Consider the following 22,982-nt stretch of genomic DNA (forward strand, 5'->3'; position numbering starts at 1 on the left):
AATTTCTGATGTATAATTATTTTCGGCACTGCCGTAAGTTTTTATTAGTTTTATAAATAATACACTTCGTGGAGGGATCCAGACTAATCTTTTTTAAATTCTCTTTCCAGGGCAAGAAGTTGTTCGACCGAATTTACCCCCGTGACCTCCAGTGGATCGCTGATTTCATAGACGGCGCAGGGTTTTCCGGCCGCCTGCAGAATTTTAATGGTGTCGGTCAGGTAGTATTCTCTCTGGGCGTTTTCATTGCCGATTTTCTCCAGGCTGTCGAAGAGGCTCCGGCAATCGAAACAAAAGGTTCCGGAATTGACCTCCCTGATCTTTTTTATATCCTCCGAGGCATCCTTATCCTCGACAATATCCAGAAGAATATCGGTTCCGGGCCGCCGGATAATCCGGCCATACCCTCTGGGGTTATCAAAACTGACCGAGAGACAGGTGGCGGCGGCTCCGTTTTTATGATGGACCTTGATTAAACCGCTGATGGAATCAAGTGAAAGAAAAGGGACATCACCGGCGGCCACCAACACGGTGCCCTTGAAATCGATCAAATTCGGTCGGGCCATCAAAACGGCATGACCCGTCCCCAATTGCTCTTTCTGCCAGACAAATTCAACATTGAAATCCCGCAACTCTTCGATAACCAGATCCCCCTGGTGCCCGACCACGATAATAATTCGATCCCAATCGGTATCGGTGATGGTTTCCATCAGATGCCGAATCATCGGTTTGCCCTTGATTCCGTGGAGAACTTTGGGCAGATCGGATTTCATTCTTTTACCCTTGCCGGCGGCAAGAATAACGGCGGCCTTTTTTTCAGTCATAACGATAGAGGGAATCAGATGATTTTATTTTTGTGATCGACTTTGACGATTCGGGGTTGATGGGGGCCGGCTTTGTCTTTATCAATCAGACCATAAGAAATAATAATAACCAAGTCTCCGATATTTCCTTTACGGGCGGCCGCGCCATTGAGACAGATAATGCCCGATCCGGCTTTACCCTCGATAACATAGGTTTCCAGTCGTTCGCCATTGGTAATATTGGCCACCTGGACTTTCTCGAAAGGGACAATATCGGCCGCTTTCATAAGATCCGAATCTATGGTTATCGAACCCTCATAATTGAGATTGGCCTCGGTTATGGTAGCCCGATGGATTTTCGATTTACAAATAGAAATAAGCATATTAATTATCCATTACATATAACCGGACAATAATATAATTGTTTCCGAATTTTTGGCAAGTCCGAAATACATCTCCGAATTCTTGCAAGCCTCAAGCCAGGGGATTTAAACCGATATAGGTCTTTATTTGATCTCAATTCAATTACTCGGGATATCGGGCGATTTTTTATTTAATCGACCAGCTTCTGTTTTAAGAAATCAATGGCCTTTACGGGTGTGGGATCGACACCATTGAGAACAGCCAGATAAAATGAAGCGAAATCCCCGATCTGAATCAATGAAAAAATACGCCCCAACGGAAAATCACCCTGCGAAATGACATCAACCACCTCAATCCCGTTATTCTCCAGATAGCCCTTGACCACTGACATCCGCTTCTGAATCCGCTCATGGTCATCACTATCGCGCAGGAAAAGGGCAATCAGGTGATTGCGGTAAGGATCGATTTTATTGAATCCAACCAGTTCATTATGGTTGAATTCGGGGAACTGATTATTGAAAGCCAGCGACTCGGCATTTTCGCAAATCTGCCCTTTCCATCGGGTGCCGATGACCTCGGTCAAATCGGGGCCGGTGTAAATAAGGGGAATCCGATTAAGCAATTTGGCCGCCAGAGATTTAGCCGGGTTTTTTGATTTCGGAGTCTCGACCGCATAAATTTCCCGGTAATTTTTCAAACCCCTGACTAATTCATCCAGATCCTTTTCAACACCTTCAATTATACCAAGCTTTTCCATGATGAATAAAATCGGAACGACTGAAAAACCAAGGGCCGACCGCGGCGGAAAACCGCCGGGAATGGTTATAATCGGGTGATTGTTGCGGGCGGCCAGATCGGCCAGTTTTCCGCCGGTGGTGATGGCGATTATTCGGGCTCCACGGGCGACCGCCTCCTGATAGGCCGACAGCGTTTCCTCGGTATTCCCCGAATAGGACGATGCCATAACCAGGCTGTCGTTATCAACATAGCCGGGCAGATGATAATTGCGGCAGACGGCAAAAGGTATTTTGAGACGTGGACCGAGAAATGATCGTACCAGATCACCACCGATGGCCGAACCGCCCATACCGGCCACGACAATATTGCGGATGGTATCAAAAGAAGGGAGTTCTATTTTTATAGTGCATCCGATCTCCGCGGCCTTTTCGAGCTGTTCGGGAAATCTGAATATTCGGTCGTACATATCCGATGGATCGACCTTTTTGAGATCGAGGGAATCAAGATTCATCTATCACTCCAGTGAGTCGGCGTACTGATACAAAACCGCCTCGATATCTTTAAGTTTGTGCATACCGATAACTTTATTGGCAAGTTCTACGGTATCGGAATATTTTATTTTGGGGATTATTTTACAGGCCCGATAGAGGCGCGACGGATTCATGGAGAGCTGGTTGACACCCATGCCCAGAAGAAGCGGGATGGTCGGGATATGCCCGGACATCTCTCCGCAAACGGTGACGGGGATATTGTGTTTGCGGGCGGCCTCGATGGTCAACCGAATCATTTTCAGGACAGCCGGGTGGAGGGGGTTGAAGATCTGGTCGAGTTTCTGGTTATCCCGGTCGGCGGCCAGGGTGTACTGGGTCAGATCGTTGGAGCCGATAGAGAAAAATGATGTTTTCTGAGCCAGAATGTCGGCGGCAAGAGCGGCCGAGGGAACCTCAATCATAATACCGATCTCGATATTCCGGTTATATGATTGCCCGATTTTGCTCAATTCCATCATACAGCGTTTGATGATTCTTGAAGCGCGATCCAATTCCTCGACATCGGCAATCATCGGCAACAGCATTTTAACATTGCCCCGGGCTGAAGCCCGAAGAATGGCCTTAATCTGGTTTTTGAAAACTTTGGGCATATCAAAGGCGGCTCTTATACCGCGCCATCCCAGGGCCGGATTGTTTTCCTTCCGGTTGTTGACCGATTTATAATATTTGTCCGAGCCCAGATCGAAGGTTCGGATAACCACCGGCTGGGGGTAATAGCGGCGGGCGACCTGGTCATATATTTCAAACTGCCGGTCTTCAGGCGGGAATTTGCCATTATGCAAATATATAAATTCGGTCCGATACAGCCCGACACCGACGCGGCGTTCCGCCAGGATTTCATCGAGTGGTCCGGGCAGGTCGATATTGGCGGCCACATCGATTTCGATATTATCGGCCGTTTTTGGGGGGAAATATGGTAATTCATCCAGTTTTAAGACCTGGAGGGCGGTCAATTTGGGGGATTTCTTCCGCAGACGATTCCAGGTCGAAGACGTTGGGTGGATAGTTACCAGGCCTTTATCCCCGTCAACTATCAACCTGTCGCCGGTTCGGACCTTGAGATGAATATCCGGGATTCCGACCACGGTCGGAATCAGAAGGGAGCGGGCAATCAAAGCCATATGGGAATTAGCGCCACCTTCGGAAGTCACAATGGCATTGACTTTGCGTTCGTACAGACCCATGACCTCGGCCGGCGTGAAAAGTTTGCCGATAAAAATAGTCCCCTGCATGGCCTGGCCGATATGCTGAACCACCTGACCGGTCAAGCGGCGGATAATCCGATTGGAGACAGATTCGATATCGACGACCATCTGGCGCATGTAAGGATCACCGGAGGCTCTCAGCGGGGATGTGGTTCGCTCCACCATGAGACTGTATATATATTCGGCGCTTTTCAGGTGTCTTCGGATACGGTCTTTGACGCTCTTGAGAAATTCATGATCGGAGGCGATCAGCAATTGGCTTTCAAAAATTTTCGCCACCGGGCCGCCGATTTTTTCGGTTGCCGATTTTTTCAGAGTTTCCAGTTCAGCCACCGATTCGGAAACGGCATCATCAAGCCGGGCGATTTCACTATCGACTTCATCGCGTCCGATGACACGTTCCTCGACCGTTTGTTCCAGGCTATAAACCACCCGGGCCTCGCCGAAAGTGACTCCGGGAGCGGCCGGGATACCTTTAAAGGTCGATTCTTTTTCTTTTATTGCCATATCCTGTTCGGTGGTCAATGAAATTTATATGTTTCTTAATCAGGGGCGCAACGATTTTATAGATTTTTTAATTCACCGAAACCGGAAGCCACAAGTTTGACCAGTTCTTCCACCGCTTCTTTTTCATCCTCGCCTATCGCAGAAATAATCAATTCGGCACCTTTTTCGGCCGCCAGCATCATAACTCCCATGATCGATTTGCCAACCACTTTCAGGCCATCCTTTTCGATGAATACTTCCGCCTTAAAACGGCTGGCGTGAGTAACGAACATGGCTGACGGGCGGGCATGCATGCCCAGTCTATTGATTACCTTAACCTTCTTTTCGACCATATCGAGTATCAGTTTAGAATGTACCTTTTACCGGATAACTCCCTGATAATGCCTTTCAATTCCAGGGCCAGCAGAATCTGCATTAACTCGGGGACGGCAAGATTCAGCGAGCGGGAAATCCTGTCGATATGGATCGGTCCCTCATCAAACAGCCCGACCACTTTTTTCTCGGTATCGGTAATATCCGGGATATTTTCCACCCTGGTCACATTTACCCGGCCTTTCAAACGGGGCAATTCGGAGTAAATATCCTCGACCGAGATCAACAGGGTGGCACCTTCCTTGATCAGGCGGTTGGTTCCCATGCTGGTCTGCTGGCGGGGCGAGCCGGGGACGGCAAACACCTCGCGATTCTGGATCAGAGCATGACCAGCTGTGGACAACGCCCCGGAACGAAGGGCGGCCTCGATTACCACCACTCCCTGTGATAAGCCCGAAATAAGGCGATTACGGCGGGGGAAATGGGGGCGGTCGGGAGGCGTTCCCGGCAGGAATTCAGAAAAGACGCAACCGGATTCGATTATCTGATAAAACAGCTTTTTCCCCTCGGGCGGATAAATGATATCCAGAGAACATCCAAAAACAGCAATGGTTCGCCCTCCCGCTGTCAGAGCGCCCCGATGGGCGGCGGTATCAACGCCGCGAGCCATGCCGGAAATCACTGTGATCCCATTACCGGATAGATCGGCGGCCAGGCTTTCGGCGAAAATACGGCCCTCCTCCGAGGCCGAGCGAGAGCCGACCACCGCAATGGCGTTGGAGTCCCGGTCGGTATAATTGCCGGCATAAAAAAGGTATGGAGGCGGGTCGGGGATATGTTTAAGAGATTCGGGATAATCGGTGTCAGGGTAGAGGAAATATTTCCATCCCCTTTGAGAAATTTGTTCGGCGGTTTTGACCGCTTTTTTTCGATTTTGTTTTTCATGAATATTCGAGGCCGTTTCGCGGCCGATATGGGGCAGATCGGACAGCTCGCCTATAGTGGCTCCCAGCACCGCGGAAGCTGATCCGAGGGCCTCAATCAACAGGTGCATCCGTTTGACGCCGATGCCGTCGATTTCACCCAGGGTAATAAGGTCAATCAGGTGTTCATGTCTGTCATTTGCGGTCGAGTTCATTTTCGATTCTATTCAGCAATTCCTTTGAGCCATATCCGGTTACCGCCGAAAGCATAATATAATCCGGATTTGCCCGGTCCGAAATCATTTTTAATTGTTCTTTATCGAGAAGATCGACTTTATTCAATACCACCAGATACGGGCGACTCAGGAGATTTTTATCAAAATCACCCAGTTCTTTTTTCAATATTGCCAGGGTTTCCTCGACCGGGTCGGCAAAGATATCAATCAGGTAGATCAGCAATCGGGTTCTCTGGATATGTTTGAGAAATTGAATGCCCAGGCCTTTTCCCTCTGAGGCGCCTTCGATGATACCGGGAATATCGGCCATGACAAAGGATTTGAATTCGCGCAATTTGACAATACCCAGATTGGGAACCAGGGTGGTGAAAGGGTAATCGGCGATTCTGGGTCTGGCCGCTGAGAATCTGGCCAGAATAGTCGATTTGCCGGCATTCGGCAAACCCACCAGACCGACATCGGCCAGCAGTTTCAATTCCAGCGAGAGGGTGAGAGATTCACCGGGCTGGCCATTTTCGGCCCGGCGGGGAGTCTGATTGGTTGGTGATTTAAAATGGTCATTGCCGTGTCCACCCCGTCCTCCCCGGGCGATAACAATTTCGGCGTTATCCTCACTCAGATCGGCCAGGATGCTGTTGGAGCCGAGGTTTTTAACCACGGTTCCTTTGGGAATGGCAACGACCGTGGATTCACCGGATTTCCCAGTTCGAAGGTTACCCTCGCCTGGCTGACCGTTTTCGGCTTTGTATTTTTTCTTATAACGGAAATCGAGCAAGGTGGCCAGGTTGGAATCGACTTTGAAGATTACATCGCCGCCGCGCCCGCCATCACCTCCGTCGGGCCCGCCTTTCTGGACATATTTCTCCCGGTGGAAAGATATACATCCCGGTCCGCCGTGGCCGGCCTCAACAGTAATTTCCACGTAGTCTATAAACACACTATCACCGTATATAATTTCCGCCTTCCGGGGCGATTATTCCGCCGCTGGTCCGGCGCAGACAGAATAATGCCATGACGAGGGGGAGTATAAAACCATGAATGCGATTTGGGAAGCTATTTTTTCAGATATTCAGCCAGCCGGAGACCGAAATTATCCCGGTTGATGCCCTTTTCCATATAGCCTTTATAGGTTATGGAAATATCGGCGGTTTCTTCGGAGACAACGATTGCGACGGCGTCGGAGACCTCGGTAATTCCGATCGCCGCCTTATGACGCATCCCGTACAATTTGCGGTACCGCGGATTCTGAGTCAAGGGGAGAGTGCAGGCCGCGGCAGAAATTATTTCGCCGGCGACAATGACGGCTCCATCATGAAGAGGCGTATAGGGCGTAAAAAGGGTAATAATCATCTCCGACGATAATTCGGCATTCATTCTTTTCCCGGTCTCGATAAAATTTCTAAGACCGACCGTCTTTTCAATCACGATCAATCCACCGTAGCGCAGTTCGGAGAGACGGATGGCGGCCCGGGTGAGTTCTTTGACCGACTTACGTTCTTCAACCCTGACAAAATATTGAAACAGCCGGGAATGACCCATCTGAGCCAGCATCGATCTCAATTCCGGCTGAAAGACAATGACCAGGACGATTATACCGACGGTGGCCAGGTTGGAGAACAGCCAGGATAAACCCTCGAGCTGGAACCAGAAAGAAATGAAAGCGACAATAAACAGCAGAACCAGCCCGGTGACCATTTGGGCCGCCCGGGTTCCTTTCATCAGCGCCAGCAGACGGTAAATGATAAGTGAGACGATCAGGATATCGATCAGGTCAATCAGTCTGAAAGAAAGGAATTCAATGCGAAAAAGTTCCATAATTAATTATATCGATTCTTCGATGGCATTCAACACTTTTATTGCCTCAACGGTTTCGGCCACATCATGAACCCTGACAATATCACATCCCGCCCTTATGGCCCAGCAGATGGCCGCCAGTGAACCACCTATTCTTTTATCGGCATGGGATTTGATTCCGGTAATCATGGATATAAAAGACTTCCGCGAGGCTCCGACCAGGAGAGGTTGACCGAGGATTTTGAATTTATCCAGATTATTCAATATGTTAAGATTATCCTGAAGTCGTTTTCCGAAACCGATCCCCGGATCGAGTATCAGTCTTTCAGTCTTAATCCCGGCCTTTCGGCAAAATTCGATTCGTTCCCTGAAGAAATCTATAATTTCGGCAATGCAGTTGGAATAGCGGGGCTCATCCTGCATGGTCTCCGGTGTTCCCAGCATATGCATTAATATAACCGGGACAGCGGTTTTGGCCGCGAGTTCGGCCATGTCAGGATCGAAACGAAGAGCCGAGATGTCGTTGATAATATCGGCCCCGGCTTCAAGGGCTCGACGAGCCACGGCGGCCTTGTTGGTGTCGATCGATATCGGGATAGCCGATGATTTTCGAAGGGCTTCGATCACGAGAATAGTTCGCTTCAGTTCTGTTTCGAGAGTGACTTTTTCGGATCCGGGGCGGGTCGATTCGCCGCCGATGTCGATAATGTCGGCGCCCTCCTCAGCCATTTTCAGGGCCCGAGTAACGGCCAGGACCGGATTGAGATAACGACCGCCATCGGAAAAGGAATCCGGGGTGACATTGAGAACACCCATTACCAGGGTTCGATTCATTTCCAGCGGCCGCCGTCCGGCCAGTTCCAATAGATGGTGATTTTTCGTGATCGTCATTTGCACTTATGGTCTTCCGCCTAATAGTGAGGCTAATATAAAAGAGCCGATGGTCAACGGCAAGATTATTTATGGTGTGGAATGGAACAATTGCCGTCATCGATATAACCGGAATGTCTTATTGCTTGATCAGGGACATGGCTTCGGCCCGGGTCGCATCTTTGCGAAGCAGACCTCGGACGGCGGAGGTAACCGTTTTGGAACCGGGTTTCTTGACCCCGGTCATGGTCAAACAGAGATGTTCGGCCTCAATAATCACAAGAACGCCTTTGGCGCTGAGGACACTGTAAATTGTCTCGGCGATGTCGGTCGTCATCCGTTCCTGGATAGTCGGACGGTGGGATGTCATTTCCACGATTTTAACCAGGTTGGAAAAACCGGTAATCTTGTTTTGTTGAGGAATATAGGCAATATGGACTTTGCCGAAGAATGGCAGAAGATGATGTTCGCAAATGGAATAGAAGGCAATATCCCGAATTATAATCAGTTCATCCTTGTTGGGGGAGGTGTACAGCTTCAGGGCTTTTTCGGGTTTGGCTTTAATGCCGCTGAAAACTTCGCGATAAAATTCGTAAATCCGTTCCGGGGTACGAGTCAATCCCTCCCGGTCGGGATCCTCACCGATTCCCTCGAGAATCAGCCGGACTCCCTTTGTGATTTTTTCTTTATCCATCAGCTCTGGGCGCCGGTTCCAGTTCCGGTTCACCGGCTGAGCCGGCGGTTCCGATGATGACATCGATTTCCTCGCCGGTGATGACTTCCTTTTCGAGAAGGGCGCGGGCCAGTTTATCGAGTTTGTCTCGGTTTTCGGTCAGGATATCATATCCGGTTTTTTCGGCGTGAAGCAGAATCTTTTTGACTTCTTCATCGATTATCCGGGCGGTATCCTCGGAATAATCGCGATGCTGGGCGATTTCGCGCCCGAGGAAAATCTGTTCATCACGTTTACCATAGGTAATGGGTCCGAGTTTTTCCGACATCCCCCATTGGCAGACCATCTTCTGGGCAATATCGGTTGCCCGCTCGAGATCGTTTTTGGCGCCGGTGGAGGTTTGATCAAAGATGATTTTCTCAGCCAGCCGTCCGCCCATGGCGTACACCAGCCTGGTTTCCAGCCTTTCCTTGGTATGGATATGTCGTTCATCGACCGGCAAATAATGTGTCAGTCCAAGCGCCATCCCTCGTGGAATAATAGTCACTTTATGGACCGGGTCGGCATTGGGCAGGAATTTGGCGACCAGGGCATGGCCCGCTTCATGGTATGCAATCACCTTTTTCTCTTCCTCGGGAATGACCAGGGAACGGCGTTCGGCGCCCATCATAACCTTGTCCTTGGCCTCCTCGAAATCCAGCATGGTGACCGAGTCGCGGTTATTCCTGGCGGCCAGCAGAGCCGCTTCGTTGACCAGATTGGCCAGATCCGCGCCGGATAATCCCGGCGTTCCGCGGGCAAGGATATCGAGCTTGATATTCTCATCGAGTTTAATTTTTTTTGTATGAACTTTCAGGATTCCCTCGCGGCCGCGAATATCAGGGGCATCGACCACAATCTGGCGGTCGAATCGGCCCGGCCGAAGCAGGGCGGGATCGAGAATATCGGGACGGTTGGTGGCGGCAATCAGAATGACTCCGTCATTGGATTCAAAACCATCCATTTCGACCAGGAGCTGGTTTAAAGTCTGTTCGCGTTCATCATGCCCGCCGCCCAGACCGGCGCCGCGGTGACGCCCGACAGCATCTATTTCATCGATAAAAATAATACATGGAGCGTTCTTTTTGCCCTGTTCAAAAAGGTCACGGACCCGGCTGGCGCCGACCCCGACAAACATTTCGACAAAATCGGAACCGGACATGGAAAAAAACGGCACTCCGGCCTCACCGGCCACGGCCCGGGCCAGAAGGGTTTTACCCGATCCGGGAGGACCCAGGAGAAGGGCACCCTTGGGGATTTTCCCGCCGAGTTTCTGAAATTTGCCGGGTTCTTTTAAAAATTCGATAACTTCATGCAGTTCGACTTTGGCCTCATCGACTCCGGCAACGTCATCGAAGGTAACCTTGGGACGTTCATCAGTCAGCAGTTTGGCGCGGCTTTTGCCGAAAGAAAAAAGACCCCGGGGACCGGAGGCACCACCCTGCATTTGTCGGAGGAAAAAGAGCCAGATGAAGATCAAAAGAAACCAGGGGGCGATTGAAATCAGGATGGAAAGATAGTTGAGTCCTTCGGTTTTGGCGGAAATAATAACCCCCGCCTGTTCCAGGCGATTAACGAGAGTGAAAGTGTTATCGTCGAAGGGCAAACGGGCTTTAAATTTGGTGTAACGGTCGCTTCCCTTTTCGGTGCTCAGCATGGTTTCGGTTTTTAAACGACCTTCCATCTGGCGTTCGACAAAGGTAACGGAAGCGATGTTGCTATTTTCCAGCTGATGAAGAAATTCGGAATAAGATATTTCGGCCACATCATCGCCCGACGAAGAATAAAGGCTGAAAGCAAAGATGAAGGCCAGGATGATTATCACCCAGAATCCCATATTGCGGGCGGGGCCTTTCCAGCTGAAAGAATTTTTGCCGTCAGGATCATCCTTTTTATCCCGTCCGGTTTTCCGGGGTGGTTTATCGAAAAAATCGTTATCGTCTTCTTTGAAACTCATCAAAATTCAATCTCCTAATACAATATACAATATTACCGGTAAAAACCGACATATTTCCGGCCGAGGTTACTAATTTATTACCTTGCCGACAAAGGGAAGGTTTCGATATTTTTGCGATTCATCGAGCCCGAAACCAATAACAAAATCATCACCGGCATCAAAACCGGCATATTTAACGTTCACATCGACCTGTCGGCATTTCGGTTTATCCAATAGCGCAACAATTTCAATTGACGCCGGTTCCTGAAGCCGGAGATGATCGATAATGGCCTTGACGGTGTGACCGGAATCAACCACTCCCTCGACAATAAGGATATGCCGTTTTGATAAAGGGATGTCGGGCCCTCCGAACATGGAGATGCAATTATCCTGAATGCGGCCATTGGTGTAACTGCTGGCCGAGATAAATTCCATTTCCACAGGAATAGTGATATCTCTGACCAGGTCCGCCATAAAAATAACGCATCCTTTAAGAATGCCGATCATAATGGGTTCTTTGCCCTCATAGTCTTTTGAAATTTGCAGGCCCATTTGACGGATTCTCCGGGCGATGACATCCTGCGGGAAAAGCAGTTCGAATTTATGCAAATCCCTGATCTTTTTTTCCGATGAATTCAAGTTCCAGAACCTTTCCGGTTTTTTTGTCGATTTTAACCCGGTCGGCCAGTTGGTGACCGACCAGCCAGATAATACCTTTCCGGTCTGCGACCACCGGGATTTCATCCCTGATTACCGGCGGGATCTTCTTATCGGTAAGGAAATTGCCGACCTTACGGGTACCTTTCATACCCAGCGGGGTAAAACTGTCGCCCGTTTTGATTGATCGGAAGGATAATGGCGGAGAAATCTTATCAAAGTCGATATTAATTTTCATACCGGCCTTCTGAGTTTTCATGATGGCTTTTCGGGGCGAAGAAATAAAGCCACATCTCAGATCGGCCATCAGTCCCTCAATCGGGGTGGTTCCCGGTAATTTCAGTTCGCGCCGTTTGATGGTCGTTTTCCCCCGCAACAGGTAGAGCCTGTCATTATACCTGACGATCTTGATTCGACCCGCCAGATCGAATGCTTTATATTTGCCTTCAGCCAGCCTGATAATTCTCTCCACATCGGCAAAACTGCCGAAACCCGGACGGCCGCCGATTTTATCCAGCAACTTCTTAATCAGCCGCCGTTTCAGCCAGCTATCATACGCGGACAATCTTTCTAAATCAACAATTATTTTACCCCCGGGGGTAAATCCGGCGATCTGCCTCAGTTCTTTTGTCGTAACATCTTCCAGGACGGTATTTTCCTCACCGATGATTTGCCCCAGATTAAAGACCGACTGTCGGATTTTGTTGCCGAAGTGCTTTTCAACAGCCGGTAATATCTTGTTTCGGATATAATTGCGGCTGTAATCTGACTTGAGATTGGAGCGGTCAAGTAAATATGGTTGTTTGATTTTCCGGAGGAAACCGAGTAAATCCGATTTGGGCAGGTTAAAAAGCGGCCGAATAAAAATATCGGAACGCGGTTTGATAGGGTTCAAACCCTGTGGGCCGGTTCCCCGGAATATCCGGAAAAGAATGGTTTCGACGGTATCGTCAAGGTGAAGTCCCTGGGCGATTTTATCATAACCCTCCTCGATGGCGATTTCGCGGAGAATCGCTTTGCGGAAAAGATGGCCGGCTTCCTCAACCGAGATTTTCATCTCCTTAGCCAGAGCCGGAATATCATCCTCAATCAGGATAAAATCTATTTTCAGATCGCCGCATAATTTTTCGCAGAATTCGATTTCTTTTTTGACCGCCCGCGGTCGGATTTTGTGGTTTATATAGCAGGCCCCGAGGGAAAAACTCAGTTTTTGAGATAACCGACAGAGTATCATTAGTAAGGCGGTGGAATCGGGTCCGCCGGAGAGAGCTACCAGGACTTGATCGCCTCTGGAGATCAATTTTTTCTCCAGAATATTATATTCGACAATCTGCAAAATTCCAGTCATACCGGGAATATAAGGATATTGATACAATCCAAAAAGCCAAAAAGCAAAAATACTTTTATGTCCGTTAGATTCATTGCCGGCACGCCATGTAACCATTATATGACAGCCAATATTTAATTGACGGGCATGATTGATCCGGGTATATTCGTATCTTAATTATTTGGAGGAATCGATGGAACAGCCGCAAATCACGCCGCAGTTGGTGAAGGATCACGGATTATCCGACGAGGAATATCAAAAGATTATAAAAATACTCGGCCGGGAGCCGAATTTTACGGAACTGGGAATATTCTCGGTAATGTGGTCGGAGCACTGTTCCTACAAGAATTCCATTGCCCTGCTCAAGACATTACCGCGCGAGGGTGAGGCCCTTCTGGCCAAGGCGGGTGATGAAAACGCCGGTGCCGTCGATATCGGCGACGGGCTGGCGGTGGTTTTCAAGATCGAGTCGCACAATCATCCCTCGGCGGTCGAACCATACCAGGGAGCCGCGACGGGGGTAGGCGGAATTCTCCGCGATATATTCACCATGGGTGCCCGGCCGATCGCCTCACTGGACTCGCTCAGGTTCGGAAATCCGGATAATCCGCGGGTGCGCTATCTGCTTGATGGAGTAGTCCGGGGAATCGGTGATTATGGTAATTCATTCGGGGTACCGACGGTGGCCGGGGAGACTTATTTCGACGAGGCCTATACCGGTAATCCACTGATAAACGCCATGGCGGTAGGGATGGTCAAATCGGATCGAATTGTCTCTGGGACGATCCGGGGCGAGGGCAACGCCGTTATGATTGTCGGCTCCAAGACCGGCCGGGATGGAATCCACGGGGCAACCTTTGCCTCGGAGGAATTAAGCGAGAAATCGGAAGCCAAACGGCCCTCGGTTCAGATCGGCGATCCGTTTACCGAGAAACTGCTACTGGAAGCGACTCTTGAGATTATCGACAGGGACCTGATTATAGGCATCCAGGATATGGGTGCGGCCGGGATCACCTGCTCCTGCTCGGAAATGTCATTTCGGGGAAATGCGGGAGTGACCATCGATATCGAGAAAGTCCCGGTGCGGGAAGAGAATATGATTCCCTATGAAATCCTGCTTTCGGAATCTCAGGAGCGGATGCTGGTGTGTGTTAAGCCGGGTAAGGAAAAAGAAGTCGAGGAAGTCTTCCGGAAATGGGAGTTGAATTCGACGATTATCGGTTATTCCAACAACAGCGGAATTTTCAGAGTCCGGCAGAACGGCGAAACGATTGCGGAGATTCCAGCGCGGGCGCTGGCCTTGGGCGGGGATACCCCGGTGTACCATCGGGAAACAAAAAAACCGGCCCATATCGAAAAATTAAACCGGATTAATCTTGACGATTACCCGCTTGACCGGGATTGGAATAAGACCCTTCTGATTATGCTGGGGGCACCCAATATCTGTTATAAAGGATGGGTTTTCGATCAGTATGATTCGATGGTGCGGACCAATACGGCGGTCGGACCGGGTTCCGACGCGGCGGTTTTGAGGGTTCGTAAAACCAACAAGGCGCTGGCCTTGGTGACCGACTGTAACGGGCGATACTGCTATCTCAATCCCCGTGAAGGAGCCCGCCAGGCTGTGGCCGAGGCGGCCCGGAATATTGTCTGTTCCGGCGGAAAACCGGTGGCGGTGACCAATTGCCTCAATTTCGGCAATCCCTACAAGCCGGAAATTTACTATGGTTTTGTCGAGGCCGTGGCCGGGATGAGCGAAGCCTGCCGGGTGTTCGATACCCCCGTCACCGGCGGTAATGTCAGTTTTTATAACGAAGACCCCGACCGGGCGGTTTTCCCGACCCCGACCATCGGGATGCTGGGGGTGATCGAGGATATCGAGCGGATCACGACGCAGTGGTTCAAGAATAATGGCGATTTGATTTACCTGATCGGTGAAAACCAGGAAGAACTGGGGGCATCGGAATATCTGCATACGATCTCCGGCAAAAATACCGGCCCGGTCCCCGACCTTGATTTGCATCTGGAGAAAAATATCCAGGATACGGTTCTGGAAGCGATCAAACAGGGGATGATCAAATCGGCCCATGACTGCTCCGACGGCGGGCTGGCGGTGGCGCTGGCCGAGTGCTGTATTTCCGAGCGGGGGAAAATGCTCGGGGCCGAGGTGCATCTCGATGATCCCATCCGGACCGACTGCCTTCTGTTCGGGGAGACGCAGTCGCGGATTGTGGTATCGGTGGACAGCGCCGAGGCCGAGCGGTTGTTTGACCTGTGTGTCGAGAATCATGTGCCGATCGCGGCCATCGGAACGGTGGGGGGAGACAGGCTGAAGATCAGCCGGTTGATCGATCTGCCGTTAAGCGATCTCGAGGAGGCGTACTACAACAGCCTGCCGCGAATTCTGGCGAAAGCGTAGTTTTCATAGAGGGGCGGATGAAGGCCTCTGCCGCCGGTATAAAACAATTGGAATAGTATTAGTAGTATTGTAGGCCTAAACCCCTGCCGAAGGTCCGGAGCGAAGCGAAGGAGGTTTCGACATATTGATTTTTTGCCGAAATTGTAAATACGATATCGCTTTCACGGAAAAATCAACTGATATTAGGCATATAAATATATTTTTAATAGCAGTATTGTTAATCAATAAATATCGTAATAAATAAGTTGTCGAAACCGCAGGGGATTCGACCTACAAAGACTTGAATTCAACATTTGATGGCTTTCTGTGGGGAATTGGATAAGAGGGAATTTATAAGAAATAAATAGTCAGGAGCGCAGGACTCCTGACCTACTCAGCTACTTAATTACGGTCAATCATGGCCGTATTATCATTGAATCCGAGTAATCGTTGTGGTAAAACTCTGTTTGCTTTTGGAGCGGGATTTGTTATAATCTCCTCCTATGGCGATTTATTTTTTCTCCGATGCCCATCTGGGCGAGGCCGATAAGGAAAAAGAACGCATCAAGATCGAGAAAATCTATGCCTTTCTGGACCTGGTTCGGGCCGACGGCGAGAAACTGTATATCCTCGGAGATTTATTCGATTTCTGGTTCGAATATAAAAATGCCATCCCCAAGGAACATCTCCAGGTGGTTTTCCATCTGGCGGGACTGGTTGAATCGGGGATGGAGGTGCATTATATCAGCGGTAATCATGATTTCTGGCTGGGGGATTTTTTAAGCCGCGAGGTGGGGATCGAGATTCACCGCGACCAAGTCGAGACCACCGAACAGGGGAAAAGAATATTGCTGATTCACGGGGACGGGATCTCGCCCTCGGATAAGGGCTACCGGGTGCTGAAAAAAATCCTCCGTAATCCGGTCAATATCTGGCTGTATCAGAAATTGCCGGTGGACTGGGGAATTCCGCTGGCCCGGTATGTGGCGGGAAAATCGCGCACGTACACCTCGGGCAGAACCCTTCAATTTCTCAAAGATTACGAGAATTACGCCGCCTGGCAGATCAAGGCCGGGTACGACGCCGTTATTGTCGGGCATTTGCACTATCCCATTCGCAAGGAAATCGAGGGCGGGGTGTATCTGAATACCGGGGATTTTATCGAGAATTTTTCTTATGGCCGGATGGAGAACGGGGTTATCAGCCTGGAGTATATTTGATAAGTGGATGCCGGAATATGCAAATAGTACGATCAATAGGAAAAATGCAAAAGATATCGCGCCGGCTGGCGGCGGAGGGGAAAAGAATCGGGCTGGTGCCGACCATGGGATTTCTCCATGAGGGGCATCTGTCGCTTATCAAAAGGGCGCGGAAGATATCGGATACCGTGATCACGAGCATCTTTGTCAATCCGGCCCAGTTCGCGCCAGGGGAAGATCTCGATAAATATCCGCGCGATGAAAAAGGCGATATTGCCAAAATAAAAGAGGCGGGAGGCGATATTGTCTTTATTCCGAAAGCCGCCGATATGTATCCCGATGATTTTCAAACCTATGTCAATGTCGAAAAAATAACGGGCACCCTCGAAGGCGCCTCGCGGCCGGGACATTTCCGGGGAGTGACGACCATCGTGAGCAAGTTATTTAACATCACCCGCCCGGATGTGGCCGTATTCGGTCAGAAAGATTATCAGCAGGCGGCGGTTTTGAAACGTATGGCCGCCGATCTGGATTATCCTGTCAAGATCGTGGTGGCGCCGACGGTTCGGGAAAGCGACGGGCTGGCGATGTCATCACGGAATAAATACTTCACCCCGAAGCAGAGGCCGGATGCGGTGTGTTTGTATGCCTCATTGCAAAAGGCCCGCCAGACGGTGAGGCAATCCGGTTCCTGCCGGGCGGCCGTTCTGAGACGGAGCATGGAAAGTATTATAAAGAAAATCTGCCCGACGGCGGAAATAGACTATATCGCTTTCACCGATTACGAAACGCTCGACTCCGTAAACCCGGTAAGACCGGGCTGTATTGCCAGCCTGGCGGTGAGGGTGCACGGGGTAAGGCTGATCGATAATATGAAAATGTAAAATATTCCGAGCAATATTTGAGTGAATGCATCTATATTCGAAAGAGGTTGACAAAAAGACCGAAACGGTTATCTTTAACGCGTGAAAAACATATTGAGCCGCAATATCTTCAAAACCATAATTCCCTCACTAATAATAATCCTGTTCTGGGCAGTTTCCGCTTTAGGACAGACAGATTCGGCGACTGCCGATTCGAGTTTGTCTGATTCGATTGCGGCGATGACAGGCGAAGTTATCACCTCGGCGGCGGACTCCACGGCGGCACCGGTTGGCGGAATGTTTCGGACCGATCGAGTCGCCATCCTGGTATTCATGCTGATTTTTTCCAGCGCGGTTCTATTATACACGCGCTGGGCGCGGAAAGGCAAGGAGCTTTTTGTCCGCAAGATTCCGGGAATTGCGGCGGTGGAGGAGGCGGTCGGGCGCGCCACGGAAATGGGCAAACCGGTTTTGTTTATCCCCGGGATTTCGGATGTCGATGAAATCGAGACAATTGCCGGCCTCTCGATTCTCGGACGAGTGGCTAAAATAACGGCCCAGTATGATACGCCTCTTTCGGTCCCGGTCCGGTACCCGATGGTGCTGGCGGCCGGGCAGGAAGTGGTGGAGCAGTCATATCTCGAAGTCGGGCGGCATGATTCTTATGACCGGGATACGGTCCGTTATGTGGCCGGAGAGCAGTTTGCGTTTACGGCGACGGTGAATGGCTGGATGGTACGGGAAAAACCGGCGGCCAATATATATATGGGGGCGTTTTTCGCCGAATCGCTGCTTCTGGCGGAAACCGGTAACGCGGCCGGAGCGATACAAATCGCCGGAACGGCCCGCCCCGAGCAGTTGCCGTTTTTTATTGCGGCCTGTGATTATACCCTGATGGGTGAGGAATTATATGCCGCCTCGAGTTATCTCAGCCGCGAACCGCTTTTACTGGGCGGACTCAAGGGGCAGGATTTTGTCAAAGTTCTGATTATTCTGGCCATAATACTCGGGATCATCATGACTCGTCTGGGTTATGGAGAATTTTACAGTGATATTTTTGATGTTTCGTAGGTGGCCATGAGGTCGACATTACCGGTTATGGTTGCTTTCATTTCCGGGATTGTGATGGTTATCAGCTTTTTCTTCAATCCCGAACGGACTTTCCTGGGCCGCCTTCAGGATGATATCCTTCAATGGGTGACGATTGTCGGCGGATTTACGCTGGTTCTGGGCGTTTTTTCGATTGTCCGGGTCAATGCCCGGGCCGTCGCCCGGAAAAGCGAGGGGTGGTTTTTCAAGCTGATGACGGTGGTTTCAGTGCTGGCGATGGCTCTTCCCTCGATATTGCCGACTTCGGTCAATTCTGCTTTTGGAAAGTTATTTTACGCCATTTTCCCGGCAAGCTGGGGATCATTGTTCGGAACGGGTCCCGGATCGATTTATGATACCCTGTTTATCTATGTCGATTCTCCCATGATGGAGACGATGTTTGCGACGCTGGCCTTTTATATTGCTTCGGCGGCCTACCGGGCTTTCCGGGCCCGCAGTGCTGAAGCACTATTGTTATTATTGACGGCCTGCCTGGTGATGCTCTGGCGGATTCCAATGGGAGAGGCGTTTTTGAGATTATTCAGCGACAGCCTGCCGGATTATATCAATATGTATGTCATGAATGGGTTCAACCTGTCGGTCCAGCGGGGAATTATTATCGGGGCGGCCCTGGGGATAGCTTCGATGTCGCTCAGGATACTCCTGGGAATCGAACGGACTTATATGGGGAAGGGTTAAGGATGAAATTCTGGGACCGGGTGGCCAATATAGACCGCCGCTGGATATACCTGATGGTGGCGGCGGCGGTGTTTTTCCCCATGATCGTGGTCATGAAATTCCCGGTGGAGTTAACGCCGGAAACCAGGCAGTTGTTCAATGCCATCGACAGCCTGCCCGACAGCAGTGTGGTGATGCTGACCTTCGATTATTATCCCTCGGCCATGGCGGAAACCCGGCCGATGTCGGAGGCGGCGCTCAGACATATGTTCTCCAAAAATATGAAAGTGGTTACGCTTTCCAATATTCCTTTGGGGGGGCCGACCATTGCCGAGTCCGTGACCCGTGCGATAGCCAAAGAGTATGGCAAGGTATACGGGGTCGATTATGTCAACCTGGGTTACCGGGCGAATTATGTGGCGGTGATGCATGGTCTGGCCAGCTCGATTGAATCGATCTTCAAATCCGATTTCACCGGGACGTCTCTGAAAGACCTGCCGTTGATGGATCATGTTAAAAATTACCGGGACATCAAATTTATTTTCGTGGTGGCTGATAATGCCACAATCGATTACTGGATTTCGATTGTCAATGCCCAGTACGGAGTTCCGGTCGGCGGCGGTGTCACGGCCGTGGTGGCCCCGAAAATGTATGCTTTTGTGGAGGCGCGGCAATTGACCGGATTACTCGGCGGGATGAAAGGTGCGGCCGAGTATGAAAAGATGGTGAAAATTGCCGGAAGCGCCACCCGGGGGATGGATTCGCAGTCGCTGGTTCACCTGCTGATTATATTTTTCGTGATTGTGGGGAATATCAGTTTTTTCATTACCCGTCGAAAGGATAAGGGATCAGCCTGATGGTCGAGAATCTGGCATTTATGGATATTTTCGGAATCTGGGTCCGGGCCTTTTTTATTCTGGCGATTTTCTCTTTTTTATACAAGGATAACGCCGTCTATAAATTCGCGGAGCATGTTTTTGCCGGGTTGTCGGCGGGGTATTATGTTGGTTTGATCTGGCAGACGGTGATTATCCAGCAGCTGGTCAACCCGATGTTCGATGAAGGCGATTGGGTTCTGGTATTTCCGGGAATACTGGGGATCCTGATGTTCGCCCGTCTGATCCCGAAATGGTCGTGGGTAAGCCGGGTGTCGCTGGCCTTTGTGATCGGTAATACGGCCGGGATCTATCTGATCCAGTCCCTGCATGGTATGATCTTCAAACAAATTTACCCGATGATGGACTCGCTGGATTTCGGCGCCGGTTTTGACCGGATACTGCTGGTCCTGATTGTTATTGTCGGGGTTATTTCGACCCTGATTTATTTCTATTTTTCCAAGGAACATACCGGTCTGATGGGTGTGACCGCCAAGGTCGGAATCTGGTTTATCATGATCGCTTTCGGGGCCCATTTCGGGTATACGGTAATGGGCCGGATATCTCTGCTTATCGGGCGGGCGGAATTTCTTTATTACGAATGGGGCGGCAGTCTCATTCATCTGTTTTAATTCAAGATTAATCGGGCCGGAATTCTTTTTTGAGATTTATCTGGCATTCCGTATCAGCTTGATATATAATAAATCCGATATGTATTTTCGAAGTTGGTGTTTGACTGATTCTTTATCTTGAATATTAAACTGATATGAAGCAAGCTCTTAAGATTATTATTCCGGTGGCCGGGGTCGGCACCCGGATGAGACCGCATACTTTCACCGCTCCCAAGCCATTAATCCCGGTGGCAGGAAAGCCGATATTATCTCATATAATCGATCCGCTGGCGGGATTGAATCCCGCCGAGGTTGTCTTCGTGGTCGGCTATTTAGGGGGGCAGATTGTTGATTTCATTAAAACCAACTATCAATTCAACGCCACTTTTGTCGAGCAAACCGATTTGCTCGGGCTCGGTTTTGCCATCCACCTGGCGCTTCGAGAAACATCGGACAGCCCGTGCCTGATAATTCTCGGCGACACCATCGCCCGGACCGATTATAAACGCTTTATATCGAAGAAGGGTAATATTGTGGGGCTTAAGAAGGTCGAGGATCCGCGCCGATTCGGAGTGGCCCTGGTGGAGAACGAGAAAGTTATCGCTCTTGAGGAAAAACCGAAAAATCCCCGTTCGGATCTGGCTTTGATAGGGCTGTATTATTTCGAGGATTCGGCGCCCCTTAGGACGCGGCTGGAAAAGTTGATCAAGCTGGGCAAGAAAACGGGCGGTGAGATTCAGTTGACCGATGCCATGGAATTTATGATTAAGGATGGAATCGAATTTAAGCCTTTTGAGGTGGATAACTGGTACGATTGCGGTAAAAGAGAAACGCTTCTGAATACTAACCGGGCATTGTTGTCGGAATCGAGTGAGGTGGCCGATTATCCCGGTTCGGTGATTGTTCCGCCGGTGTATATATCCCCGTTGGCCGAGATCGAGGATTCGATTATCGGGCCGAACGTTTCGATTTCCGAATATGCCCGGGTAAGCCGCTCGATTATCCGCGAATCCATTATTTCCAGCCGGGCCACAATCGAAGACAGTCTTCTTGAGGAGTCGGTAGTCGGCAGTCTTGCCGTGATCCGCGGCACCTTTCAGCGCCTGAATATCGGCAATTCTTCGGAAACAGGTTATTTTTAATTCTCAGATAAAGCCATAAGGAGGACAGCATGTCTGGGGGTAATTTTTTATTTACGTCCGAATCAGTCACGGAAGGACATCCGGATAAAATATGCGACCAGATTTCGGATGCCATTCTGGACGGGGTTCTGGAACAGGATAAAAACGGCCGGGTAGCCTGCGAGAGTTTCGTAACGATTGGCCTGGTCATTGTCGGTGGCGAAATCACCACCAGGGCGTATGTCGATATACAGCGAACGATACGCGATCTGATTAAGGAAATCGGCTATACCGATCCGCAATTCGGATTTTCATATAATTCCTGCGCCATATTGAATGCTATCGGGTCCCAGTCTCCGGATATTGCCCAGGGTGTCAATCGGGGCGGCGCCGGGGATCAGGGATTAATGTCCGGGTATGCCTGCCGCGAGACGGAGGAATTGATGCCGATGCCGATTATGCTGGCTCACAAACTGACCAAGCGGCTGGCCGAGGTGAGGAAACGGAATATCCTGCCGTATCTCGGCCCGGACGGCAAATCGCAGGTAACCGTCGAATACCGCGACGGCAAACCGGCCAGAGTGGATGCGCTGGTAATTTCCACGCAGCATAGCGAGCACATTCTTGACAGTACACATATGCAAATAACCAAAACGGCCCGGGATGAAATTATCGACACCGTGATCAAACCCATTATTCCGGGAAATATGCTGGATAAAAATACCAAGTACTATATCAATCCGACCGGGAAATTCGTGATCGGCGGACCGCAATCGGATACGGGTATGACCGGGCGGAAAATCATTGTCGATACATACGGCGGTATGGCCTCGCACGGCGGCGGGGCTTTTTCAGGGAAAGACCCGACCAAGGTAGATCGCTCGGCCTCATATATGGCTCGCTATATCGCCAAGAACGTGGTCGGATCCGGTCTGGCGGACAAATGCACTATCCAGCTTGCCTACGCCATCGGAGTGGCGGAACCCGTATCGATGATGGTTTTCACGGATCGGTCGAACAAAATCGATGAAGACCGGATTGTGGAATTGATAAAGAAAAATTTCGAATTGACTCCGCGGGGCATAATCGAGTCGCTTGATCTGCTTCGCCCGATCTATACCAGGGCCTCGGCCTACGGGCATTTCGGCTGGGATTATCCCGAATTCACCTGGGAAAAATTGGATAAAGTCAAGGACCTGCAGAAGGATGTATGA

At 50.2% G+C, this 22,982-nt stretch carries 22 protein-coding genes; 9 read left to right on the forward strand and 13 right to left on the reverse strand.

What is annotated here, in order from left to right:
* Positions 1 to 83: 83 nt before the first annotated feature.
* From JXQ28_10990 to tilS, 13 genes are all read right to left on the reverse strand, one after another.
* On the reverse strand, positions 84 to 824 hold the full coding sequence (locus JXQ28_10990) for an NTP transferase domain-containing protein (GenBank protein MBN2278257.1): 741 nt from the start codon (positions 822 to 824) through the stop codon (positions 84 to 86).
* A gap of 14 nt (positions 825 to 838) precedes the next feature.
* Entirely contained in the window at positions 839 to 1,186 is a 348-nt protein-coding gene (locus JXQ28_10995) for an aspartate 1-decarboxylase (protein ID MBN2278258.1), read from the reverse strand.
* 170 nt (positions 1,187 to 1,356) lie between these two features.
* A complete protein-coding gene (locus tag JXQ28_11000) occupies positions 1,357 to 2,415 on the reverse strand; it encodes a bifunctional phosphoglucose/phosphomannose isomerase (GenBank protein MBN2278259.1) in 1,059 nt (352 codons plus the stop codon).
* A gap of 3 nt (positions 2,416 to 2,418) precedes the next feature.
* Positions 2,419 to 4,167: a phosphoenolpyruvate--protein phosphotransferase gene (gene ptsP, locus JXQ28_11005; protein ID MBN2278260.1), complete on the reverse strand. Its 1,749-nt coding sequence runs from the start codon at positions 4,165 to 4,167 to the stop codon at positions 2,419 to 2,421.
* A gap of 56 nt (positions 4,168 to 4,223) precedes the next feature.
* Positions 4,224 to 4,499 carry an HPr family phosphocarrier protein gene (locus tag JXQ28_11010; protein ID MBN2278261.1) on the reverse strand — a complete coding sequence of 92 codons (276 nt, stop codon included), beginning with the start codon at positions 4,497 to 4,499 and terminating at the stop codon, positions 4,224 to 4,226.
* An 8-nt stretch (positions 4,500 to 4,507) separates the two neighbouring features.
* Positions 4,508 to 5,617 carry a DNA-processing protein DprA gene (gene dprA / locus JXQ28_11015; GenBank protein MBN2278262.1) on the reverse strand — a complete coding sequence of 370 codons (1,110 nt, stop codon included), beginning with the start codon at positions 5,615 to 5,617 and terminating at the stop codon, positions 4,508 to 4,510.
* Complete coding sequence (obgE, locus tag JXQ28_11020) at positions 5,598 to 6,575, reverse strand: GTPase ObgE (GenBank protein MBN2278263.1); 978 nt, start codon at positions 6,573 to 6,575, stop codon at positions 5,598 to 5,600. Before obgE ends, dprA begins: the two co-directional genes overlap by 20 nt.
* Positions 6,576 to 6,691: 116 nt before the next feature.
* The gene (gene cdaA / locus JXQ28_11025) at positions 6,692 to 7,453 is read right to left on the reverse strand and encodes a diadenylate cyclase CdaA (protein MBN2278264.1); all 762 of its coding nucleotides are present in this window, start codon (positions 7,451 to 7,453) and stop codon (positions 6,692 to 6,694) included.
* Between the two features lie 6 nt (positions 7,454 to 7,459).
* Positions 7,460 to 8,323 (reverse strand): dihydropteroate synthase, encoded by an 864-nt coding sequence (gene folP, locus JXQ28_11030; protein ID MBN2278265.1) that lies wholly within the window; start codon positions 8,321 to 8,323, stop codon positions 7,460 to 7,462.
* A 118-nt stretch (positions 8,324 to 8,441) separates the two neighbouring features.
* Entirely contained in the window at positions 8,442 to 8,999 is a 558-nt protein-coding gene (gene folE, locus JXQ28_11035; GenBank protein ID MBN2278266.1) for a GTP cyclohydrolase I FolE, read from the reverse strand.
* Positions 8,989 to 10,851 carry an ATP-dependent zinc metalloprotease FtsH gene (gene ftsH / locus JXQ28_11040; protein MBN2278267.1) on the reverse strand — a complete coding sequence of 621 codons (1,863 nt, stop codon included), beginning with the start codon at positions 10,849 to 10,851 and terminating at the stop codon, positions 8,989 to 8,991. The genes folE and ftsH overlap by 11 nt, the downstream gene beginning before the upstream one ends.
* Positions 10,852 to 11,040: 189 nt before the next feature.
* Entirely contained in the window at positions 11,041 to 11,589 is a 549-nt protein-coding gene (gene hpt / locus JXQ28_11045) for a hypoxanthine phosphoribosyltransferase (GenBank protein MBN2278268.1), read from the reverse strand.
* Complete coding sequence (gene tilS, locus JXQ28_11050) at positions 11,552 to 12,955, reverse strand: tRNA lysidine(34) synthetase TilS (GenBank protein ID MBN2278269.1); 1,404 nt, start codon at positions 12,953 to 12,955, stop codon at positions 11,552 to 11,554. Before tilS ends, hpt begins: the two co-directional genes overlap by 38 nt.
* Positions 12,956 to 13,127: 172 nt before the next feature.
* Here tilS and purL point away from each other — a divergent pair, with 172 nt between their 5' ends.
* The 9 genes from purL to JXQ28_11095 all read left to right on the forward strand — a co-directional run bounded on the left by purL (position 13,128) and on the right by JXQ28_11095 (position 22,982).
* The gene (gene purL, locus JXQ28_11055) at positions 13,128 to 15,353 is read left to right on the forward strand and encodes a phosphoribosylformylglycinamidine synthase subunit PurL (protein MBN2278270.1); all 2,226 of its coding nucleotides are present in this window, start codon (positions 13,128 to 13,130) and stop codon (positions 15,351 to 15,353) included.
* Between the two features lie 482 nt (positions 15,354 to 15,835).
* Entirely contained in the window at positions 15,836 to 16,552 is a 717-nt protein-coding gene (locus tag JXQ28_11060; protein ID MBN2278271.1) for a UDP-2,3-diacylglucosamine diphosphatase, read from the forward strand.
* 17 nt (positions 16,553 to 16,569) lie between these two features.
* On the forward strand, positions 16,570 to 17,415 hold the full coding sequence (locus JXQ28_11065; GenBank protein ID MBN2278272.1) for a pantoate--beta-alanine ligase: 846 nt from the start codon (positions 16,570 to 16,572) through the stop codon (positions 17,413 to 17,415).
* An 81-nt stretch (positions 17,416 to 17,496) separates the two neighbouring features.
* Positions 17,497 to 18,465 (forward strand): hypothetical protein, encoded by a 969-nt coding sequence (locus JXQ28_11070; GenBank protein MBN2278273.1) that lies wholly within the window; start codon positions 17,497 to 17,499, stop codon positions 18,463 to 18,465.
* Between the two features lie 6 nt (positions 18,466 to 18,471).
* A complete protein-coding gene (locus tag JXQ28_11075) occupies positions 18,472 to 19,182 on the forward strand; it encodes a hypothetical protein (protein MBN2278274.1) in 711 nt (236 codons plus the stop codon).
* Positions 19,183 to 19,184: 2 nt separating this feature from the next.
* Positions 19,185 to 20,018, forward strand: coding sequence for a hypothetical protein (locus JXQ28_11080; protein ID MBN2278275.1), 834 nt, complete (start codon positions 19,185 to 19,187; stop codon positions 20,016 to 20,018).
* Positions 20,018 to 20,668 (forward strand): hypothetical protein, encoded by a 651-nt coding sequence (locus tag JXQ28_11085; GenBank protein MBN2278276.1) that lies wholly within the window; start codon positions 20,018 to 20,020, stop codon positions 20,666 to 20,668. Before JXQ28_11080 ends, JXQ28_11085 begins: the two co-directional genes overlap by 1 nt.
* Before the next feature lie 134 nt (positions 20,669 to 20,802).
* Positions 20,803 to 21,789, forward strand: a complete 987-nt coding sequence (locus tag JXQ28_11090) for an NTP transferase domain-containing protein (GenBank protein MBN2278277.1) — start codon at positions 20,803 to 20,805, stop codon at positions 21,787 to 21,789.
* Between the two features lie 29 nt (positions 21,790 to 21,818).
* A complete protein-coding gene (locus tag JXQ28_11095) occupies positions 21,819 to 22,982 on the forward strand; it encodes a methionine adenosyltransferase (protein ID MBN2278278.1) in 1,164 nt (387 codons plus the stop codon).

Source organism: Candidatus Zixiibacteriota bacterium (assembly GCA_016933955.1).
Taxonomy (GTDB): domain Bacteria; phylum Zixibacteria; class MSB-5A5; order GN15; family PGXB01; genus JAFGTT01.

Bases quoted from the DNA above. Each gene is read 5' to 3' on its own strand.
- purL (MBN2278270.1), top strand. From the start codon at position 13,128: ATGGAACAGCCGCAAATCACGCCGCAGTTGGTGAAGGATCACGGATTA.
- JXQ28_11080 (MBN2278275.1), top strand. From the start codon at position 19,185: ATGAAATTCTGGGACCGGGTGGCCAATATAGACCGCCGCTGGATATAC.
- dprA (MBN2278262.1), bottom strand. From the start codon at position 5,617: ATGAACTCGACCGCAAATGACAGACATGAACACCTGATTGACCTTATT.
- JXQ28_11010 (MBN2278261.1), bottom strand. From the start codon at position 4,499: ATGGTCGAAAAGAAGGTTAAGGTAATCAATAGACTGGGCATGCATGCC.
- JXQ28_11085 (MBN2278276.1), top strand. From the start codon at position 20,018: ATGGTCGAGAATCTGGCATTTATGGATATTTTCGGAATCTGGGTCCGG.
- cdaA (MBN2278264.1), bottom strand. From the start codon at position 7,453: ATGGAACTTTTTCGCATTGAATTCCTTTCTTTCAGACTGATTGACCTG.
- JXQ28_11075 (MBN2278274.1), top strand. From the start codon at position 18,472: ATGAGGTCGACATTACCGGTTATGGTTGCTTTCATTTCCGGGATTGTG.
- JXQ28_10995 (MBN2278258.1), bottom strand. From the start codon at position 1,186: ATGCTTATTTCTATTTGTAAATCGAAAATCCATCGGGCTACCATAACC.
- ptsP (MBN2278260.1), bottom strand. From the start codon at position 4,167: ATGGCAATAAAAGAAAAAGAATCGACCTTTAAAGGTATCCCGGCCGCT.
- JXQ28_11065 (MBN2278272.1), top strand. From the start codon at position 16,570: ATGCAAATAGTACGATCAATAGGAAAAATGCAAAAGATATCGCGCCGG.
- JXQ28_11095 (MBN2278278.1), top strand. From the start codon at position 21,819: ATGTCTGGGGGTAATTTTTTATTTACGTCCGAATCAGTCACGGAAGGA.
- ftsH (MBN2278267.1), bottom strand. From the start codon at position 10,851: ATGGGATTCTGGGTGATAATCATCCTGGCCTTCATCTTTGCTTTCAGC.
- JXQ28_11090 (MBN2278277.1), top strand. From the start codon at position 20,803: ATGAAGCAAGCTCTTAAGATTATTATTCCGGTGGCCGGGGTCGGCACC.
- JXQ28_11000 (MBN2278259.1), bottom strand. From the start codon at position 2,415: ATGAATCTTGATTCCCTCGATCTCAAAAAGGTCGATCCATCGGATATG.
- tilS (MBN2278269.1), bottom strand. From the start codon at position 12,955: ATGACTGGAATTTTGCAGATTGTCGAATATAATATTCTGGAGAAAAAA.
- JXQ28_10990 (MBN2278257.1), bottom strand. From the start codon at position 824: ATGACTGAAAAAAAGGCCGCCGTTATTCTTGCCGCCGGCAAGGGTAAA.
- folP (MBN2278265.1), bottom strand. From the start codon at position 8,323: ATGACGATCACGAAAAATCACCATCTATTGGAACTGGCCGGACGGCGG.
- JXQ28_11060 (MBN2278271.1), top strand. From the start codon at position 15,836: ATGGCGATTTATTTTTTCTCCGATGCCCATCTGGGCGAGGCCGATAAG.